The sequence below is a fragment of the Rheinheimera nanhaiensis E407-8 genome, assembly GCF_000296695.1.
Lineage (GTDB): Bacteria > Pseudomonadota > Gammaproteobacteria > Enterobacterales > Alteromonadaceae > Alishewanella > Alishewanella nanhaiensis.
Genome location: NZ_BAFK01000013.1, coordinates 93,692 through 113,641 on the forward strand (window position 1 = coordinate 93,692; position 19,950 = coordinate 113,641).

Below are 19,950 nucleotides of genomic sequence, written 5' to 3' on the forward strand. Positions count from 1 at the left end.
AATCACTTCTTCCTGTATACGTTGCCATCCTTATCGAAATCCAACTCAATTTGTTTGACGTCACCTGAGCCTACGACAGTCAAGTGATAAACAGTAACTGTCCAATCATGCCAATGTATTTGGTATTTTTCCGAAATGTGGGTATGCATTTCCGGTGGGAGAATATGCTCGTGTTCTGTAGGGAAATATTTAGTACTCGGATACAAGAATTTAGATGTTCCTTGAAATACCAACAAGGCTAATTTGGTAACTTTACCAAATGTACCACTTTCAATGTCTCCCCACATAGCATTCACCCCTTTTAACTCCGGGTGAGTACTGGTAAAAGCTCTGAACGTAAGCGCATCTCCGGTTTTAGTAGCCACTTTATCAATCCATTCTGCCTGCAGTTCCATGCGGAATTTAGGTAGCAGTGCTGCGCCGGGAGTAGCATTAAATGCTCTTTGGAGGAAAGCGTGCGTGATATCTACCAGTCTTTGTACTACAGCAGACTCAAACTTTACTTCAGGGCTTCGTAAGTATTTGTTTAAGGGACCATAGAAATAGGTCGTGTACAAATATGTTGCGGTTTCTTCAGCGCTTAGATTTTTACAATCGCTAAGACATTTCTTCAGTTGATCCGCTGGCGTGATGATCTTGCCATGTGCCCATGTTTCATCAGTTGACATTACAGCATTGAGCTCGTCTACTGCATCCGAAGCAGCAACTATAGCCTGATCCATCATCAGTTTTAATTGAGCTTTTTCTGTTGAATGTACTACATCATCCGTGGTTTGAATCACATCTATTTCATTAAAATATACTCTGTATAAAACACCTTTCTCATTATCAAATTCAACGACCATACAATTAGGTTTAGAATTTGACTGCCTGATAACACGACCAATATCCCCTGCATCATTGGATGAAGTATTAACGACAAGTATTTTTGTTCCCGGCGGAGCCTCACTTTCATGTTTAATTGCCAATTGTACTACTTTTGAATTTCGTTGATCTGGGTTCTTTTGAAATTGCTTGAGCTGTGATGCCTCGCCTGTTTCATCATCCTTTTCTCTGACTCTTTTTCGTTGTTTTGTTGGCTCTTCAACTCTTTGAATTGAAGGTACGGAGGACGAAAAAAACATCGTCGTTATTTCTGTGCTATTCACCTGACCATCGTTTCCTCCTTTAGATATGGGATCAGGCCTTGTATCTTGACTTTCCGACGCCCTTTGCAGCGCCTTAGCCCCCATCACATCCGCTTCATGCTCTAACCCCGGATTGTCATTAATCGCTTCGCCCTTAAGCTGAGTAGTCGCCCTTACCCTGCCCTGCTTTTGCTGCACTACATGCCAGGCTTCGTGCGGCAGGTGCTTCTCCTGCCCCGGTGCCAGGTGAATATCCGTGCCCTGCGCATAGGCATGAGCCTGCATTTGTGCCGGTTTGGCCGAGTTGTAATGCACCTTTACATCGTCCATGGCATAACCAGACAGGCTCTCGATACCGCTTTTGAGCTGATCAGGCATACCGGTGTTATTGCTATTGCTGCTCTCTTCTGCCTGACGTTGGCTGACAGCCGCTGGCTCAAACTTGCCCTGCAGCGGTTCTTCCTCTTCCAGGCTTATTTGCTGGCTTACGTCAGTAAGCTGTTTGCGCTGTAGCAGCTGCTGTGCGCCCTGGCGCAGCGCCAGTAACTGGGCGGCTTGCTGTTGCATTAACGGGCTTTGTTGCAAGGCCGCGCTGGCGGCACCAGAGCTTGCGGTGTGCTGGGGTTCCTGAACAGATTGAGTACGGCCTTTAGCAAATTTCATCTTTAGTAACCTTTTGCTTTGCCAGAACTGCGGCATAAAGTCAATGACACTGCCCGTATTCACTCGAAAACGAGCTTGTCAGCTACAACATCACAAATCAGCTTAAAGACGTTATTTTGAACCTCGCGACTGGGCCGTCAGTAATTAGCATTTATGTAATCAACGCAAGCCTGATAATTCGTACCAGCTGTACTGAGCCCATATCTTGCGACCGCATCCGCCAATTTATCTAAAATTTGCTGGGCGTTCCGGCCGGCAAAATCTACCCTGGACTTTTGGTTACTGCCAAATTTCACATGATCTTTATGAACATGCCAATCAGCCCCCTCTCCGGCCTCAAACCTGATTAACTGGGTAACATGTCGTTGTTTAACCTTGCGCTGCAGCGCCCTCGCCCCCATTACATCCGCTTCATGCTCCAGCCCCGGATCATCATTAATCGCTTCGCCCTTAAGCTGGGTGGTGGCCTTTACCCTGCCCTGCTTTTGCTGCACTACATGCCAGGCTTCGTGCGGTAAATGCTGCTCCTGCCCCGGTGCCAGGTGAATATCCGTACCCTGGGCATAAGCATGGGCTTGCATTTGTGCCGGCTTAGCCGAGTTGTAATGCACCTTTACATCGTCCATCGCGTAGCCGGACAAAGATTCAATGCCGCTTTTTAGCTGATCCGGCATACCGGTATTATTGCTGGCCCCGGCCTGGCGCTGACTGACAGCGGCTGGCTCAAACTTGCCTTGCAGCGGCTCTTCTTCCTCTAACGCCGCTTGTTGCACTACAGCAAACTTGCCCTGTAGCGGCTCTTCTTCCTCCAAGGCCGCTTGCTGCGCCACGTCAAACTTGCCCTGCATCGGCTCTTCTTCCTCCAGGCTTAGTTGCTGGCTTACGTCAGTGGACTGTTGGCGCTGTAGCAGCTGCTGTGCGCCCTGGCGGATAGCCATTAACTGCGCCGCCTGCTGGCGTAATAACGGGCTTTGTTGCAGCGCCGCGCTGGCGGCACCGGAGGTTGATGCAGGCTGCGGCTTTACAGCAGCTTGGGTACGGCCTTTGGCAAATTTCATCTTGAGTATCCTTTTGCTGTGCCAGAACTGCGGCAGGTTAAACGTGTTAAGTGTAGACGCTTCTACCCGTAGTTAAGGGTAATGTTGCCGCCGCTGCTGCATGCGGCGGTATAACATAAACCCCAACAGCACCAGTGCCAGTACCGCCAGTAAAATAAGCGACTGAAACTGGTGCCAGTAAGGGTCACAAGACAAAATCAGCAGCAAGCCGATAGCAAACACCAAAGGCGCACCGTACAGCAGCAGCGGATGCTCCAGATAGCGCTGCAGCGGGTAATACAACAAGGTGGCCAGCAGATACAGGCTGACTACGGCGATTAACAGCGATGCCAGTACCAACCGCCAGAACCAGCGTTTTGGGCACACGCGGTCGCAAACTTGTTGCACCAGCTGCTGATACTGATAGGCCGGCGCTACAGTAAACGCTTTACTAACCACCTGATATTGGCCGGCGCTTAGCGGTAACGCCCAAAACGCCGCGCCACTGAAGTTCCAGTTGGCGTACGTCAGATCATTGGCTAAATCCTGCAAGCTAAGCTGGCCGCTTTGCTCCAGTGGCAGTATCTCAAACAGCGGCAGAATTTTTTCCAGCAGCATGGTCGCAGCGTCGGCGCTGGGCATGGTATCAATAGCGGTTTTTAGTGACTTCATTTGCCGGCGAAACGGATAAGCAGACTGCGCCTTATCCGGCGCGGCTAACTGCGGTGCCAGCTGCTGAGCGCTCTGCTGTGCTGCCATCACGTCAGCGTCAAACCGTACCAGCAGTAAATTGACCAGCGGCGCCAGGGTGACCAGCTTGTCCGGTGCGTAAATAGTGTCACTGCGGTATTTTTCGGCCTGCATGGCCTGATAAGCCGGCAACGCCGCTGTTAACACCGCACTGGCCGGCACTTTTACATTAATAAAGTACTTGTCGGTGTTGGCGGCCTCGGCGGCCAGGTTAAGGTCGGCCCTTAACTGGCGTAAAAAGCTGATAAAGTTAAGCTGTTCAGCCTGGGTCAGGTTGGCTAAATTCAAATCGAACGTCACACCATCGGCCAGCGTACGTCTGGCGCTCAGGCCAAAGCTAAGCCAGGGTTGCAGGGTATTTAGCGCAAAACCCTCCAGCGGTGTGGTCAGCTGTGTAACCAGTTCGTGGCGTAAATTATCCAGCGCCAGCGGCTGATAACTGATGCTGTCAAAACCACTTACCACCAGATCCAGGTAGGTATTATGCGCCTGTGCCAGATTAATAAAGCCATTAAAGTGACGGCTGTTTTGCCAGTTTGGCGGCGCCAGCAGCTTATTGTCTTTACCCAGCACAAAACCAAACAGGCCAATACGGTTAAAGCTGGCAAAGGCAATTTGCGTGGTTTGTGTTTGCCAGTACGGCACCAGGCCATAGCTGAAATTGGTAAAGCGCTCTTGCTTAACGATTTGCGCTGCACAGCCGCACTCAGCGCTGGCCTGCCATTGCAGCGGCTGCGCCGACCCGGGCTGCCACTTTCCGGCTTTAAAGCCATTATCGAACACCAGTTGGCGTAAACGGCTTTGCTCTGCCGCTGTTACAGGCACCTCTGCCGTTGCGCCGGCAAAGCCGATACTATCAAGCGCCACGCCAAACATCGCCTCAGTATGAAAGATCTGCCCGGCTAACGGTGCCAACTGTAGCAACTGCGCCTCGGGCAAGCTGGCCACTTCGGGCAGTTGCTGCCACTGCGCCAGCCCGCTGTCGCTGATGCCATACATAATGGCTGGCGATGCAGTAACAGCGCTGTGCTCTGTTTGAGTTTGAGTTTGGGTTTGGGTTTGGGTATCGCCCTCTGCTATGTCAGAGGGCGCCGGCTGGGCACTGATTAATAACGCCAGATAATCGGCTGATGGCCGTTTTATTGGCCGCAGTAACGGCTGCAGTGTATTAATCAGCTGATAGCGTTCAGTGAAGAGCTGGCCTTGCAGCGCGGCTACCGCATCAATAATGGCCTGGCGCTGTGCCAGCGTCGCCAGATCGGCCTCTGTCAGCTGATAATAGCCGCTTACCGTAACGCGGTCTGGCGCTGGCGCCGCAGCAGCGGCTGGCAATAACAGCAGCATCACACTGATAACGCGCAGCCAGCGGCCGGTAAATGCTGTCATACCATCATTCCTTCTTTGCGCCGCTCGCGGCTGATGCCCTGTAGCAGATCATCCTGTCGCAGCGCGTTATCGCCACGTAATAAGGTCGCGATAGCGGCATAACGCACCACATTGGTCATAGCACCGCCTGACAGTTCAAACTCATGCGCCAGATACACCAGATCAACATCGGCTGCCAGCGCCACGCCACTGCCTAAAATGCGCTGCCACAGCTGCAAGCGCTCTGATACGTCGGGCAGCGGAAAGTACAGCATGGCCTGAAAACGCCGGGCAAAGGCTTCATCTATATTGGCTTTCAGATTTGACGCCAACAGCACCACGCCGGGGAAGTCTTCAATGCGCTGTAGCAGGTAGGACACCTGCTGGTTGGCGTAGCGATCGTTACTGTTACTGGTTTGGCTGCGTTTTCCAAATAAAGCATCGGCTTCGTCGAAAAATAAAATCCAGTGCCGCGCCTGTGCCTGGTCGAACACCGCCGCCAGGTTTTTTTCGGTTTCGCCAATGTATTTGGACACCACCGCCGACAGATCTATGCGATAGACATCGGCACCGGTTTGCTGGCCAATTAAGGTGGCGGTCAGGGTTTTGCCGGTGCCGGGCGGGCCGTAAAACAGCGCCCGGTAACCGGGTTTAATGCTGCGGCTTAGTTGCCACTGCTGCATCAGCGTGTGCTGGTGCTCAAGCCAGCCGGTGATATGGGCAATTTCTGCCATTAACGCCCCCGGCAGCACTAAATCCTGCCAGCCCAGCGGCGTGGTTAACAGCCGCGCCGGAAAATAACTGTTGTAGTCCGGCTTTTGCCGGGTGCCGCTGATAAACAGCTGCAAATACTCGGCACTGACGCACAGCCTGGCGCTTAAAAACGGCTCATCGGCACTGTCGTGCTGCAGCTGAATAATGTTGTCGCGCCGCAGCGGCTGCTCTGGCTGTAGCAACTGCATTACGTCTAAGCGCAGTGCCAGATCGGCCCCCGCCAGCAAAAAGGCCGCCGTTTCAGCACTGGGTAAAAAGCCACTGTGCTGCTTGGTTAGCGCGCCGCCAAACTCGGTAAAGCTGCGGCCCAGATTGTCATTGCGGACAAAAAAACTGTCCAGCAGCTGTGGCTGCAGATGCGGTGCCAGCGCCAGCAGCAGCAGTAAGCGCTCATTAGCACTAAGCTGGCGTTGGCAGACAAAACTGGCATAGCTGCCTTGCGACGGTTGCAGCGCCGGCGGCGGTGCCTGGCGCAGTAGATCCAGCGCTTGTTGCTGAAAATAGCTGTGTAGCCGCAATTCAATACATTGTGCCAGCCAGTTCAGCTCGCGCTGTAAGCACTGGGCGTTGCTCTGTGTGGTTGCTGCCGTAAGCTTAGCCGCGCCAGTGAACATACAGCTCTCCTTGCATCCAGTGATAGCGGATCAGTGAAAACGACCAGGGCAGGCCATCCAGTAACATGTCATAGGGCCCGCTTTGCAGCTGTAGCTGCCAGCCGGTGCCATTACCCAGCTGACACAGGCTGCCACTGCGCTGTAAGAAGCACTCGCGTAGTGTACTGACCGAGCTGCTCGCCAGTTTGGGCCACTGCGCAATAATACCGCAGAGTAAACTGTCGGCCAGTTCACAAGCGCTATCGCGTAATTGCAGATCCAAACCGCCTGGGCAGGGTGGCTCACAGCCATTTAGTAGCATCGACAGGCGCCACTGCTGCCAATAATCCTGTGGCGCAGCAGCTGTGTCACCGCTGGCCATATAGTGCAGCAGCGCACAGGCCTGCCAGGCCTGTTGCACGCTGGCAAAACGCTGTCCCTGCAGATAGCCAAGCCGCTGCCATAACAGCGGTAAGTAAGGTGCCGCCAGCACCAGGCCAGCGTTAATCACCGGCTGCCAGCTTAGCGCGCTGTCTGTGTCTTGCTGTGTCGCCTGTGCCTGTTCAGGCTGCGCTGCCGCCTGGCGGGCCAGCAGCGGATTTGGCTGTTGCGCCGCCTTTGCCTCTGCCGTCACCGCAGTACCGCTGTGCTGCTCTGCCTTAGCCACAGGAGTTAAGGGTTGTGGTACTAAAACAGAACTGTGGCAGGGTACGGCGGCCTGCCCGGCTGCTGCGTTGGCGCCGGCCAACTGCAATAACTGGCGCAGTTGGCGCAGCAGCACCTGACGGGCTAACAGCGGTGGCTGTTTTGCCAGTTGGCATTGCAATGTGCGGTAAAATGCGATGCGGCTATCCGGCGCCAGCGCCTGTGCCAGTTGCTGCAATAACGCGCTGGCCAGCAAGCTGGCGCCAGCGTTGCCAGCCGATAGCGGCTCAGCATTTGCTGCGCCCTCGCCCTGTGGCTCTGCTGCAGTTGGCACGCTTTCAGCCAGCGGCGGGCGCGCCGCGCCGGTTTTCGCTGCTGATGCTGAGCCGGGCACTGGCAAGCTATAGCGCTCACACAGCTGCTGGCAAATTGCCTGCGCCCGGCTGTGCGCCTGCGGCGGCAGTGCCGCCAGTAACAGCGGTATCATCTGTAATAGCAGCGGCTGCGTCTGCTTAACCGGCAAGTGTTGCTGTGGCCTTTTGCTCAGTAGCGACACGTTGTGCACCGCCGCCAGCGGCCGCTGCTGTAGCGGCAACGGCTGTATTGGGCTGGTCCAGGGCGAGCTGACCGCCAGTTGCCAGTGTATTTGCTGCCACAACCGCGCCAGCGGGCCGGCCTGGCCTTGCTGTCGCGCCGCTGCAGACGCAGCGCTGGTGCTATCACCCTGTAACTGCAAGGCCAGCTGCTGCAAAATGCGCCGTGCCGCTAAAGCGCCGCTTTTTGCCCTTAGCCACAGATGCAACTGCTGAAGTAAAATCTCCAGCGTCAGCGGCTGACGCTGCAGCGCCGCCTGCAGCAAAGGCTGCCAGCAGGCCCGGTGTAACAGCGGTAACGGTAAGCTGATGGCCGACAAGGCATGCTGCAGCAGGCTGATATAAGGCGTCATTGCCGCGACACTGGCCGCCTGCAACTGCTGAAACAAACGCTGCAGCAATTGCGGCTGGGTGTAATCCACCAGCACCGGCAATAAGCCGTCACGCTGCAGCTGCAGCCGCATACTGTCCAGCCACAGGCTGGAGTTTTGCTGCAACAGCAGTTGCAACTGCACATTCAGCTGGCGCTGCTGTGCCACACTCAGCCGCTGCTGGCGCAGCAGCGCCAGCAACTGTTGCCAGTAACGCGCCGGGCCCGGCACAACGTGCTGCAGCTTAGTGCTGCGACCCAGCGGGCCTTGCCAGGTGGTAACCGTCGCCGCTGCGCGCTGGCGCGCTACCGGCGGTAGTTGCGACAGCGGCAAGGCTAAGCGCTGACAGGCATAAGCCGGCGCTGGCCCCCTGTGCTGTGCTGTCGCGGGCTGCCGCTGCTGTGGCGTACTGTCCGGTAGCAATGGCAGCAACAACGCTGTTAGTTGCAATAATAATGGGCTTTGCGCGGCAAAATAACGCTGGCTGTCGGCCAGGGTTTGCAGCATATGCTGCACTAACTGCTGCAAGGAGATATTGTCGTGTGCCGCCATGCGCTGTAGCAAATAATGCAGATAACTTTGCCGGTTAAAGCGGCTGCCACGGTCAACCAGCAGGTAACTGAGGCTTAACTGCCACAAATGCCGTTGGCGCTGGCGCAGTGCCGGCGCCGCTAACAGGCGTTCACTGTGCCGCAGCTGTGGCGAAATAGGCACCGCTGCGGTAAATAGCTGTGGCTGCGCCATCAGTTGCAGGATAAAACGCTGCTCGCCAGGTGCCAGCAATTGCACCAGCTGTGCCAGCATCTGGCTGCTTAAACCAAAGGCCAGCTGGCTGCACAGATCGCCCTGCGCCGCCAGCTGACGTAAGATGGCTACCAATTCAGCGGCATACTTCAGGTACAGCGGCCACTGCGCCAGCAAGGCCTGACTGTCGGCGGCAGTTAACGCGCGGATAAGCTCGTGGTGCATACTAGCGCTTAACCCCGGCGCCTGCCGGCTGTCTGCTGCTGCACCGGGTAGCAGCAACCACAACTGAGTGCGTAGCGCCTGGCGAAAACTCTGCTGCAGCAGGTAGCGATCGGCCGGCAGACACAGCGGCGGCAATTGCAGACTGATCTCGGCCAGCTGTACCTGCTGTGGCAGATCAAACTCGTCCAATACCTGCTGTGCCACCGGCAGCAGCTCATGCTGTAACAAGTGCTCGGCGCTGGCATTAAACCACTGTGCCCGGTTAAGGGTGCTGCAGTTAAAATCCAGTTCAATTTCAGTCAGCCGGTGCATCGCCGCCCTCCAGCCCGGCTGCTTTGCGCAGCGCATACAGGTACTGCACCAGCGCAGTGGCACTGTCTTGCAGTGGCTGCCCGGCTTTTACCGCACTGCGCCAGTACTTAAACAGCCGTTCAAAGCGGTGCATGCGCTCAAAGCTGATAAACAGCACCTGACAGTTTAAATGCGCCGGACAATTTAGCTGCACGCTTTCTGCCACCAGCCGCTGAAAGCCGGGATCGGCAAAGCGGGCGGTCCAGTTTGGACACAGTACCGTCAGTTGGCCATTATAAAATGCCTCCGGCACCCTGGCCCGGCTTTTTGCCGCCAGCAATAACAGATGCTCAATCACATGCAGCCCCTCGGACTGATAACTGAGCTGGCATAAAAACCGGCTTAAACAATTGGCCAGAATAACGGCCCCGCGGTATTGGCGAAAACTGCCACATAGCCACCATTCATCGTGCTGACTGTGCGCCACCTTAAGCAATAGCTGGTAATCCTGCCCCTGTTGGCTGATGCGGTAATGGCTGAGGTTAATACCGCTTTGCAGCAGTTGCTGCGGCACGATGTCGCCCTGCAAACAGACCGCAGCGGCCAGCCGGCGCCGTGCACGGCGGCTGTCTGGCGCAAAAGGTAAACGAATGGCCGGTACCGGCTGCAGCAGCCCGTCGGCGCGGGTTTCGTCCAGGTACAGGCTTTGCAACTGCCGTTTACTGCTAAGCCGCAGTTTATAGCGCAACACGGCGGTGGTCAGCGACTGGGCGGTCTGGCCTAAATCCAGCAGCAGCGCCTGCTTTTGCACAAAGCCGCCAATGGCATCGCGCCACAGCGAGGCATAATGATCCGGTGCCGCCACCCTGTCGCGTGTCATCACCACTATCTGCTTCAGGTAGCGCACTTTTTGCTGCAACCGGCGTACCGCGCCGCTGTGCGCACTGTGATAATAGTCATAATGCTGCAGGCTGTGCTGGTTCAGGCTTTCACCATAAAGTGCCAGCAGGTAGTCCAGCAGCCGGTGTTTACGCGCCAGCACATTGTCAAACTGCTGATAAACCGCCGTTAGCTGCGCGGCCATATCTTCAGCATAAAGCCGGTTGATGCCGCTGAGCTGGCTGTCGTTAAGTAGCTGAAAGTAATAACTCTGGTTAAGATTATCTGGCGAGTACAGCGCCGGTAACTGCTGTAACTGGGCCAGAAAATTGGCCAGCAGTTGTTCAAACAGTAACAAATAGCCTTTTAGCTGCCACTGCGCATTGTGTAACTGGGCCGGATTTTGCTGTAGCCCATAGTTAACCGGTAATAGCTGCTGCAAAGTGTGATATTGCGCCAGGGGCCGGTAACGCCCCTGTGGTAGCGGACAGAGCCGGTCGGGCTCCAGCTGCCAGCGGCTGTGCTGATGAAAGATCTTTTGCTGATAGCGCTGCGCCACTGCCGCTGGCTCGACACTGACCTGTTTATCGCCCAGATACAGGCTTATCGCGTTGCCACTGCCAGACTCTGGCAGCACCAGGCGGTACAGTGCCAACCCCTGCTGTAATGGCAGGCTGTCGTAATACAGCTGATTATCGCAGCGCAGCGCAAATTGCAGCAGCTGCTCAACGCCGTCAATACGTTGTAGCGGTTGAAAAAACGCCTCCAGCTGCACGCTGATTTGCGGTGCACAGTGCACCAATACGCCGCCCGGTGTCAGCGGGCCGGTAAATAGCTGCTCGTAACTTAGCCCCTGCGCTAACAGCGCGGCATAACTTTGCCGCTCGCTGCTTTGCTGCAATAGCTGCCGGCAGCGGTAGTACAGCTCGGCAACCACCTCGACCGGATCGGCAGCGGCGTGGATCTGCAGTTTCGCTTCGGGCTGGCACGCCAGTGGCTGTAGCAGCTCAATCTCGCCCAGCTGCTCGCCTAGATTACGCCGGGCGCTGTAACAGCGCCGGATAGCGGCCTTAAGCTGCTCTGGCGTCTGGCTGCTGTCTGCGGCAACCGCCACCGCCCGGTACAGCCCGGTCAGCTTATCGGTTAATAAATGAATATCCGCCAGCTGGGGCAGGCAATCGAGCAGGTAGCGGCGATAATCCTCCGCGGTGGTCGGCCGGCAGCTGAGAATATGCTGCGGTGCCACCAGGCCTAAGGCCTGATAATCAATTTCGCCATGCGCCGGGGTTAATAAATCCTCAATGTTAAAATCACAGCGGTACTCCAGCTCAGTTAAGCTAAAACACAGCTGCTCTAACAGCGTAATGCCCGGATCATGCAGGTTATAGTCGGTCCAGCGCTTAGCGGCCAGCTGCACTATGTCGGCCAGCGCCTGTTGTTTTAACTGATTAAAGCGGTCGGGCTGCCCGCTTTGGCGCCGCGCCAGCGCCGGCCCGGTGCTGTCAGCGCTCATTGTCGCCACCTTCGTTGCCATTGCCGCCTGTGGCGCCGCCAGCGCTGAGATCCAGCGCCTGCCAGCACTGGCTCATGCGTTCATCAAACCAAAGCCGGGTTAAAAAGTAGCTGATGCGGATATCGCTGCCTAAATCGGTGCGCGAGCGCAGTTGCAGGCAGTAGCTGTCATCGGCCAGCGCCTGCCAGCGCAACTGCAATTTGCTACGCCGGTTTAAATAGTACGCCTGCTGCACCCGGATGCGTTTTTTCAGGTTGAGAAAATTAAACCACCAGCCGCGCGGGTTAAAGGTGTTCAGTGCGCTGGCTTTAAGCAGCGCATAGTTACCGCTGCCTTTGTTGCCGGTGCCGGCCATTACATCAAAGGCCTGACAGCCCTGCAGCGGGCCGCTGATATCATGCCACTGGCCATCGGCAGGAATTTGCGCTTTGCCATTTGGCTGATAACCCCGCTGCCCCTGCAGCGTCAGTACGCCGGCAACATCCAGCGTACTTTGCGGCTCGGTGGTGGCAATACCCACCCGTTGCTGTGGCGTAATGGTCAGGGTGGCTGCGCCGCTAAGCGGTTTAAACTGCAGTGCATTGCTGTGCTGATCAAAGCGCAGCTGCCACAATGGCTGTTCGCTCAGGTTGTCACGGAAGAAACTTAACAGCTCGGTATGTTTACCCAGCACGGTGATTTCAAAACCATTGCCGGCCGATTTATCAAAACCGTCCTCCAGCGTATTTAATGACGAGTCAATCAGATCAGCAAACTCACGCGCCGAAGGCATAGCGCCGTCACGAAAGAAATTTTTCAGCGTATCACGGTTACGTTTAGCCATCGCCTGCTTCCTGCGAAATGATAAAAGTCTGGCCTATTTCCAGCTCGCCAATGCCGGTCGGCTGAGCCACCACCGCTTCGCGTTGACTAAGCAGGGTGAGCGCATGGCTGCTGGCCGGTTGCAGCAAATGCCAGGGTTTTACCGGCGTCAGCACCAGCTGCTCGGCGGCACTAAAACAGGCACTGTCCTGCATGCCATAGCGCCGGCTGCCCAGATCACTGATATGCAGCAGCGAAAAGTCGGTGACAAATTCAACATAAGGCCGCTGCCGGATAAAGGATTGCACCAATTGAGGCCTGAGCTCCCAGCCAAAACGGGCCAGCGGGCTGTCGGCTGTCCAGGGGCACAAGTAATCGGCCAGCTCACGTTGTAATAACTGGATGCCATCGCCCTGCCGCGCAGCACTGTTAAGCTTGACCGCACAACGTACCTGTAGCTGTTCAAACCCCGGGTTAGCCACTTCAATATGGGCAAAAGGCGACGCCAGGGCGCTGACATAGTGTTTAATCTGCCGCAGCAGCTCACCACTGACCAGATGCTTATTGCAGGGATCATGCGCACAGCAAGGTTTAGCCGCCAACACCACCAGCAACAGCCGCCCGGCGCCGGCCTGGCCGGGCTGGGTACTGGCGTTGGCAAAACACTTTACTTTGCCAAGCTGCGGAAAGGCCTGCAGCACCAGACGCTCAAAGTCGTGCGCGGTACAGGCGCGCTGCTTATGGCTTAAGCGCTGGGCAATGCGCTGTAATCTGTCCTGCTGGGTCTCGCTGCCTTGCGCTGCCTGCCAGGGGATCACCGCGTTGATGGCATCAAGGCCGGCTATTTTTTGCTGACATTGCCACTGCAGCTGTGCTGTAGCAGCCAGATGCGCCTCTGTGAGCTGATGCGCACTGTCAAGCGCTTCTACCGCCACGGCGTTGGTCAGCACCCGCCGCAAGCGGCCATAGCTGCGGCTATGCGCCGGGCAGCATGCCCGCAGCCAGACCATACCGCCTGGCATTAACTGATGGTTGGTCTGCAGTGGCTGCGGTAACTGTAACACCAGCATACCGCTGCAGGTCAGGCCATAACTGCTGTCCGACACCAGTGCCTGGCGGGGTAAATCCTGCCAGCTGTCGTTATGCAGGTACTGCCAGTGCAGTGCATCCTGCGCCACCGTATCGCTGCTGCCGCGCGCCGCTTCAATATCAAATAACAGGCTTAGCCGGCCGTCCTGCGCTATGCCGGTCAGACCAAAGCAAACATAGGCCTGATGGGCAAAATACGGCAATAACGACACGGCACTGCGCTGGGCCGACGGGTAGCTCTGACGCTGACCAAAAGGGTACAGCTGCAACAGCAGATCGCGCTTGCCCGGCGCCGGATCCTGGCGGGTATAAATATCGGTGCTGGCGCAGTAATTCAGGCTCAGGCTGGCGAGCTGTGGCACATAAGGTGGCTGCGGCAGCGGTTTGGGCTTTTTATGCCGGGCGTTATACAGCATGGTGTCACTTAAAGCGCCGGCATAACGGCTGTGGCCAAATGCCATCGCCGGCGCACTAAGGCGCAAACGGAAGAAACCGCAGCTGGCACTGCTGTGATAGGCCGCCCCGGCCTGCGGTGTATCCAAGTGAAAAGCGCGCACATCATCAAAGCTTAACTGCTGCTGGCTGAGTAAACGCCCGCTGTCCGGCGCTGATGCAAACAGCGGCCAGCCCGCCGCCGAGCCAGGCGCTACAGTTAACGGCTGCCACTGGCCATCGTCAAGCACATCCAGTTGCGCTAAAAAGCTCTGGTTAGCCGGCGGTTGCTGCCCGTCGCTGACATAGCCGGCATAATGGCCGGCAAAGCCGCTACTGTGCTGTGGCAACTCCGCCCAGTGCAGCTGCAGTTGCAGTTGTTGCAATTGCTTGTGCTGCCACTCGGCATGATTAAACAACAGGTAGCTGCCGCGCGCCGGCACCGGGCCAAAAGGCCAGAACGGTTTACTGCTGTCAAGCGGCCCCAGCTGATTTGCCAGATTAAGCTGGCGGGCGCCCGTTACGGCAACCTCTACTTTGCAGTGCAGCAGATCAAACTGGCTACAAAGCGTGTAACCACAGAGTTTCGCCGCCGGATTCAGCAGAATTTGTAGTGTTGCCCGGCCCTGCTCATCGCCCGTCACGGCAGCAAAACTGCTGGCTAACTGACAGCGTAATTGCAGGGCCGGCTGCTGTGCCGGTAGCGGCTGCAAACTGTACTCGCTAATAGCGCTAAAGCCATCGGCAGTGGAGATCTTAAGTAAAAACAAATTACTGCAGTAACGGTAAAACAGCGTCATCCGATCGTCCTGCAGCAATTGGCTAATACATTGCAGGCTCTGGCTGGCAGATGCCGATGTACAAAGCGCTGCGGCCTTAGCCAGCAATTGGGCTTTATACTCTGCGGTTAACCAGTGCTCAGGGCCAAACAGATAATAGCTAAACAGCTGGCCGAACAATGGGAAAAAGTCCTGCAGCCGCTGGCACTGCAGCAGGCTGTCAAATTCTGCGGCCAAACTCTGCTTTAACGCCAGCTGCAGTTGTATATTAATGCTGCGCTCGCCTTCGGTCAGTAACAGCACCGGCGACACTATGGCAAAGCCTGGTAAACGCGGGCAGCTATCGTCGGCGGTAAAAAGCGCCTGTGGTTTATCCGGGCTGACCTGATGCACACTGCTGTACATACGGCTGACAAACGCCAGTTCATGCTCGGGTGAAATACGCTGGCTGCTGAGTAAGCTGACGCTGCAAATTTGCTGCAGTTGAACGTTACTCAGCCACAGCGGCTGGCTGTTACGAAACAGTATCGGCGTGGCGCTACTGTCATTACCGGCGCTAAAGCGGCTGTCTGCCTCCAGCAGCACCGGCCGGGCCCGGGTGCTTAACGACAGGCTGAGCCACAGCTGTTGCCGCGCCGGTGCCTGCGCCGGCATCTGCAGGCAGTCATCATAGTAAAACAACAGATGGCGCTGACTAACGCGGTTCAGCCGCTGTTGTGACTGCTGATACAGCTTTAAGAAACTGAGCAATAACGCCAGCGCCGGCTCAGTGTCACCGTCCTGCCATAGCGCCTGCAGCCGCGGCGCCGACTGCTGCTGCAGATAACGCAGCAGCTGCAGCGCGGCACTGCAACAGGACGCCAGCGATACCGCAGCCGTTTTAGCATCGGCCTGTGACAGCTTAAACAAGCTGTGCACCGCCGTTGTCTGGCCTGCCCCCACCAGTAGCGCTGGCAGCGTTGCCAGATGTTGCTGCCAGTTGGTGCTGAGTTGGTCGGCCAGCAAAGCCGCAGGGGCGGAGCCGGCTTGCAGTAACTGCCGGTACCAGTTGTCGAGCTGCTGCAGCAGCTGCTGCACAAAACTGCGCTGGGCGCGCTGCCCCTGCTGCGCCAGGGCCTGCCAGTTTTGCTGCAACAGGGTGCAGTCCTGCGCGGCTATCTGCGCCAGGGTCACCAGTTCACTGTTGTCGAACAACGGCTGCCAGTTGGCCTGGTTGTGCACGGCGGCATCGCCGGAGTCGGCACTATCACCTACATAGCGGATCTGCGCGGCCAGGGCCGACATCAGGCTGATCAGCTGATTGATATTCAGCTCATCCGGCTGAAAATAACCGGCTTGCAGCGCCTTTGCCTGCACCGTCTGGCGGCTTAAGCCATCGCGGTAATACGCTGCAGGCCAGTGCCGGCGATAAGGCGCAAACTGGCTCACAATGACACCTCACTGCCTTCCAGCAGATAAAACGGGTAAACCATATTATGCCGGCTGTTACTGCTGCGGATCTGATAACTAAGTTGCAGCAGCAAGACACCGTCATACAGTTGTGTCAGATCCGGCGCAACATCCAGCAAGCGGATGCGCGGCTCATAAAACAGCACCGCATGTTCAATGGCGGCAATAATATTGGCCAGTACATGGTCATCCAGCGCGCTAAACACATAGCGTTGCAAGGCACAGCCGTATTCCGGCTGCATTACCCGCTCGCCGGGCCGGGTGGAAAGCAGAATATGCAGGCTTTGCTCAATATCCTGCTCGTCACTGACCATCCCGGCCTGACGCTGACGGACGCCAAAGCGGGGCGGAAAGGCCCAGCCCAGGCCGATAAAGGCGGTATCCGGCTGGTCGCGCTTCATTTAGCCTCCTATCATCACCGTTGCCGCGCCCATTACCACAGTGCCACCGTGGGCACAGTTGTCGCCCAGCCGCGCGGCCGGTTTGCCGCCGATCATTACCGTGGCCGAGCCTTTAATAATACTGTCCGGTGGCCCGACACAGACACAGTTATCGCCCAGCACCGCCGCCGGCAGCTTTTCAATCAGTACCGTGGGCACACCAGGCCCCACCACCGGGCCACCAACATGCGGAATGGGCGGTAACCCCGGCGTTTGCATCGGGCACTGGTGCATATCGGTTAAACGGGCTGCAGGTGGCATAAGCGCTCCTTAATGAGGTTGCAGGTTAATTAATCATCACCATGGCACCTTTTACCGTGGTCTGGCCGCTGGCCGACAGTTCGGCACTGGCATTGCCTTTGGCGCTAAACCCGACCTTGGCTTCCTGTGAAATATTCAGCGCTTGAGCGCTAAAATCGGCCTGGGCCGCCAGCTCGATATTACCGACCGCCTGTAAACTGATTTTGCCTTTTGCACTGAGGCTAATGTCTTTCGGGCTATCCAGGCTGATACCGGCTTCTGACAGCTCAACCTTGTTGCCGTTTTGGTCCTGTAGCAGGATGCTTTTGCTGTCATCATCCAGCACCACCTGGTTACCTGCCGGCGTCAGAAGGCTGATCTTTTTCTTCTCTTCGTCAAATTCCAGCGTCAGTTTGCTGCGACTGACAAAGGCTTTGAGATTGTTTTCGGCGCTATGCTGATAGGCCGGCGCCCGCTTACTGCTGTAAACGCTGCCGAGGATCACCGGATGGCAGGGGTCGCTGTTCAGATAGCCTAAAATCACTTCATCGCCGATTTCAGGCACACAGTACTGGCCAAAGCCATCCGAGGCATAAAAGCTCAGTAAGCGCGCCCAAACGCCTTCGGTTTGCGCTTGCAGCAGCGGCACCTTGACCTGAATACGCTGCTCACCGGCCGGATCGGCATCCAGCTTTAGTACCACACCAATTTGCAGGCCATCGACCGCCGGCAGCACACCGGCCGCCGCCGGCGCACTGATATCGCTGCTTTGGGCAAACCACTGCGCCGACATGCCAAAGCTGACCTGGCTTACCCAATCGCCGTTGGTTACGCTGTGCCGCACCTGGCTGACAAACACCTTGCCGTTAAAGCGCTCGCCAACCCCCTCTACCTCAACTAACACGCCGGGCTTTAATAAGGCCGAACCCTGACAGCGTAGCTCGCCGCGAATACGGCTTAACGCCGCCTTCAGTTGCTGCGCCTTGGCCCAGCTGGTTAAGCTGTCGCTGCTAAGCGGGGCATTAGATTGCAACAGCTGCTGCTTCAGGTTGGCCACGCTGGCCAGATTAGCGGCGCTGACATTACCCTGGCCGCTGAACGCGTCGGGTGTGGCGCTTTGCTGCTGCACCTGCTGGCTGGCCGGATCCCAGCTGACGGCGTTAACCGTATTAAACTGCTGGCTGGCATCAAGGCTGGCGTTAAAGCTAAGTAAATCATCGCCATAGGTCACTTTTAATACCGGTTCGCTACTGACATCCGGCGGCGCTATGCTCAGACTGCCGTCATCGGCATTAAGCAGCATGCCGTTCACCTCGGCCCTTAACAGCATAAAATCCCAGTCGCTGCAGTAATACTGCACCAGCTCGGCGTGCTGCTCGGTGGTGGCCGTGGCGCTGCAACTAACGCCATAGTTCGCCGCCAGCTGCTGCCAGATATCACTGTCTTTCATATCGACAAAGTTGGCATTATTGCGGCTTAGGCTGGCGGCAAAAATCAGATCGCGGCATTCCACTATCAGCTCGGCCTGGTTATTCCCGCGCACACTCAGGCTGTGCTTTACCACAACGCCGCTAAATACCTGTTGCTCGTCGTCGCCATAGCCCAGCTTCACCACCAGCCTGGCGCCCGGTATTAACTGAGCCTGGTTAGATAACGGAAAGTCTTTATTCGGCATATCGCCATCGCTAAAGGTCAGCAGCGCCACCGGTATACGGTTTAATGCCTTGGTGATATCAATACTGACCACGCTGATGCTGTCAGCGAGCGCCGCGCCATCACTGCTTATCGTTAGTCTTACCGGGCCTTCAGCCCCTGTCAGCACAGAATTGACCATCTGCTACCTCAGCGGCGGAAAATACAATACCGTGCCGGGTTTAAGTGCACTGATACTGTCTAGCTGATTAAAGGCCGCCACGGCCAGGTAGTAACTGCTGTCGCGGTACTGACGGTAACACAGCAATGGCAGGGTATCGCCGGCTTTCACCCGCACCTGATGGGTTAGATCCGGCGATTGCCGGTCGGCTTTTAGCGCCTCCTGCTTGTTTGACATATAGCTGCCAAAGTTCAGTTTAATCTTCGCCCTTAGCGGGTCACCACCGGGTTTAAATAAGGTGTAGTCCAGCGTCATACTGCTTAAGCGGCCAATAAAGCTGAAGCTCTGGCCCCACTGCAGTTTGACAATGCTGGGTTCGTGCTTCTCACCCACATAGTGATACACCACGTTTTTCAGCTGTTTCACCTGCTGGCTGACTTCGGTAGGTGCACTGGCCGGCACCACACCGGTGCCATCGAGCACCAGTTCAAAACTGAGTTTTTCCTGCTGGTACTGGCTCAGTTTGCTTTCCACCGCCGACTTGCCTATCGGTAAATGGCTGCTGCTGTCGCTGTTATAACTGATGCCCAGCTGATGGTTCAGGCTGGCGGGGTTAATCAGCGCCTGAAACTGACCTTCGCCGGTTGGCTGGCCATTATGGTCACAGCAACTGATGCTGAGCAGGGTTTTACTGCCACTCATCAGCGCGGTCTCTGCTCAAAGCGGGCCTGCTCTACCAGGCGCTGGCATTCCTGCAAAATCTCTTCTTTTAACTGGCGCAAGCTTTCGCCTTGCAGCGGCGGCGCCGCCACCGGCGGCTCTGCCGGTTCCAGCAGTGTGGCTTTGACAATCAGCCGGCTGACTTCAATAGGCATAGTTTAGCTCTCCCTCGACATATACTGATAACTGAATTCGAGTTTCTCTATTGCAACTTCATTTTTGCTGGCGCTGAAGGCTTCCACCTGCCAGCTGACCGGCCAGGCATTGACAAAAGACCAGCTGCGCGCCGGCTGGCCATTACTGTCCAGCAGGTCAACCATAATAGTCATCGGCGCTATACCGCTGTCTAAGCCATGGGCAAATACCTTAAGGCACCACTTCACCAGCTCAGAGTTAATGTCGGCAATGCCGCGTTTCAGTACCAGGTTGCTGTATTTCACCGCCTTGGGTAAGCGGTGCACAAAGCGGTTTTCGCCACCTTCGGTGATCTCTTCCGTGTCTATCTGGCCACCAATGCCCGACACCTCCTGAAAGGCGGTGTCGGCACTGTCGCCGGTAGTGGCAAACTTCACCCGAAAGTAAAACGCCGGTAACGGATAAGCGGCTTGCTCGGTCAT

At 56.3% G+C, this 19,950-nt stretch carries 14 protein-coding genes; all 14 read right to left on the minus strand.

What is annotated here, in order from left to right; genetic code table 11:
- Nucleotides 1-2: 2 nt before the first annotated feature.
- Nucleotides 3-1,790 (minus strand): eCIS core domain-containing protein, encoded by a 1,788-nt coding sequence (locus RNAN_RS18945; RefSeq protein ID WP_202802298.1) that lies wholly within the window; start codon nucleotides 1,788-1,790, stop codon nucleotides 3-5.
- 137 nt (nucleotides 1,791-1,927) lie between these two features.
- Nucleotides 1,928-2,848, minus strand: a complete 921-nt coding sequence (locus RNAN_RS11970; RefSeq protein ID WP_008222096.1) for an eCIS core domain-containing protein — start codon at nucleotides 2,846-2,848, stop codon at nucleotides 1,928-1,930.
- A 72-nt stretch (nucleotides 2,849-2,920) separates the two neighbouring features.
- The gene (locus RNAN_RS11975; RefSeq protein WP_008222099.1) at nucleotides 2,921-4,963 is read right to left on the minus strand and encodes a hypothetical protein; all 2,043 of its coding nucleotides are present in this window, start codon (nucleotides 4,961-4,963) and stop codon (nucleotides 2,921-2,923) included.
- Entirely contained in the window at nucleotides 4,960-6,330 is a 1,371-nt protein-coding gene (locus RNAN_RS11980) for an ATP-binding protein (protein WP_008222100.1), read from the minus strand. Before RNAN_RS11980 ends, RNAN_RS11975 begins: the two co-directional genes overlap by 4 nt.
- A complete protein-coding gene (locus tag RNAN_RS11985) occupies nucleotides 6,311-9,199 on the minus strand; it encodes a contractile injection system tape measure protein (protein ID WP_008222102.1) in 2,889 nt (962 codons plus the stop codon). Before RNAN_RS11985 ends, RNAN_RS11980 begins: the two co-directional genes overlap by 20 nt.
- Complete coding sequence (locus tag RNAN_RS11990; RefSeq protein WP_008222105.1) at nucleotides 9,183-11,570, minus strand: hypothetical protein; 2,388 nt, start codon at nucleotides 11,568-11,570, stop codon at nucleotides 9,183-9,185. The genes RNAN_RS11985 and RNAN_RS11990 overlap by 17 nt, the downstream gene beginning before the upstream one ends.
- Nucleotides 11,560-12,393: a hypothetical protein gene (locus RNAN_RS11995; protein ID WP_008222108.1), complete on the minus strand. Its 834-nt coding sequence runs from the start codon at nucleotides 12,391-12,393 to the stop codon at nucleotides 11,560-11,562. The genes RNAN_RS11990 and RNAN_RS11995 overlap by 11 nt, the downstream gene beginning before the upstream one ends.
- Nucleotides 12,386-16,099 carry a baseplate J/gp47 family protein gene (locus RNAN_RS12000; RefSeq protein WP_008222111.1) on the minus strand — a complete coding sequence of 1,238 codons (3,714 nt, stop codon included), beginning with the start codon at nucleotides 16,097-16,099 and terminating at the stop codon, nucleotides 12,386-12,388. The genes RNAN_RS11995 and RNAN_RS12000 overlap by 8 nt, the downstream gene beginning before the upstream one ends.
- Complete coding sequence (locus RNAN_RS12005) at nucleotides 16,096-16,521, minus strand: GPW/gp25 family protein (protein ID WP_008222113.1); 426 nt, start codon at nucleotides 16,519-16,521, stop codon at nucleotides 16,096-16,098. Before RNAN_RS12005 ends, RNAN_RS12000 begins: the two co-directional genes overlap by 4 nt.
- A complete protein-coding gene (locus RNAN_RS12010; protein ID WP_008222115.1) occupies nucleotides 16,522-16,821 on the minus strand; it encodes a PAAR domain-containing protein in 300 nt (99 codons plus the stop codon).
- Between the two features lie 25 nt (nucleotides 16,822-16,846).
- Nucleotides 16,847-18,634: a type VI secretion system tip protein VgrG gene (gene vgrG, locus RNAN_RS12015; RefSeq protein WP_008222118.1), complete on the minus strand. Its 1,788-nt coding sequence runs from the start codon at nucleotides 18,632-18,634 to the stop codon at nucleotides 16,847-16,849.
- 3 nt (nucleotides 18,635-18,637) lie between these two features.
- Entirely contained in the window at nucleotides 18,638-19,315 is a 678-nt protein-coding gene (locus RNAN_RS12020; RefSeq protein ID WP_008222120.1) for a LysM peptidoglycan-binding domain-containing protein, read from the minus strand.
- Nucleotides 19,315-19,488, minus strand: a complete 174-nt coding sequence (locus RNAN_RS19240; RefSeq protein WP_008222123.1) for a DUF5908 family protein — start codon at nucleotides 19,486-19,488, stop codon at nucleotides 19,315-19,317. Before RNAN_RS19240 ends, RNAN_RS12020 begins: the two co-directional genes overlap by 1 nt.
- 3 nt (nucleotides 19,489-19,491) lie before the next feature.
- Nucleotides 19,492-19,950: a phage tail protein gene (locus tag RNAN_RS12025; RefSeq protein WP_008222126.1), complete on the minus strand. Its 459-nt coding sequence runs from the start codon at nucleotides 19,948-19,950 to the stop codon at nucleotides 19,492-19,494.

Excerpts from the sequence above, each read along its gene's own strand:
- RNAN_RS12005 (WP_008222113.1), bottom strand. The coding sequence starts at position 16,521 with ATGAAGCGCGACCAGCCGGATACCGCCTTTATCGGCCTGGGCTGGGCC.
- RNAN_RS12025 (WP_008222126.1), bottom strand. The coding sequence starts at position 19,950 with ATGACCGAGCAAGCCGCTTATCCGTTACCGGCGTTTTACTTTCGGGTG.
- RNAN_RS11980 (WP_008222100.1), bottom strand. The coding sequence starts at position 6,330 with ATGTTCACTGGCGCGGCTAAGCTTACGGCAGCAACCACACAGAGCAAC.
- vgrG (WP_008222118.1), bottom strand. The coding sequence starts at position 18,634 with ATGGTCAATTCTGTGCTGACAGGGGCTGAAGGCCCGGTAAGACTAACG.
- RNAN_RS11970 (WP_008222096.1), bottom strand. The coding sequence starts at position 2,848 with ATGAAATTTGCCAAAGGCCGTACCCAAGCTGCTGTAAAGCCGCAGCCT.
- RNAN_RS12020 (WP_008222120.1), bottom strand. The coding sequence starts at position 19,315 with ATGAGTGGCAGTAAAACCCTGCTCAGCATCAGTTGCTGTGACCATAAT.
- RNAN_RS11985 (WP_008222102.1), bottom strand. The coding sequence starts at position 9,199 with ATGCACCGGCTGACTGAAATTGAACTGGATTTTAACTGCAGCACCCTT.
- RNAN_RS11990 (WP_008222105.1), bottom strand. The coding sequence starts at position 11,570 with ATGAGCGCTGACAGCACCGGGCCGGCGCTGGCGCGGCGCCAAAGCGGG.
- RNAN_RS12010 (WP_008222115.1), bottom strand. The coding sequence starts at position 16,821 with ATGCCACCTGCAGCCCGTTTAACCGATATGCACCAGTGCCCGATGCAA.
- RNAN_RS11995 (WP_008222108.1), bottom strand. The coding sequence starts at position 12,393 with ATGGCTAAACGTAACCGTGATACGCTGAAAAATTTCTTTCGTGACGGC.
- RNAN_RS11975 (WP_008222099.1), bottom strand. The coding sequence starts at position 4,963 with ATGACAGCATTTACCGGCCGCTGGCTGCGCGTTATCAGTGTGATGCTG.
- RNAN_RS19240 (WP_008222123.1), bottom strand. The coding sequence starts at position 19,488 with ATGCCTATTGAAGTCAGCCGGCTGATTGTCAAAGCCACACTGCTGGAA.
- RNAN_RS18945 (WP_202802298.1), bottom strand. The coding sequence starts at position 1,790 with ATGAAATTTGCTAAAGGCCGTACTCAATCTGTTCAGGAACCCCAGCAC.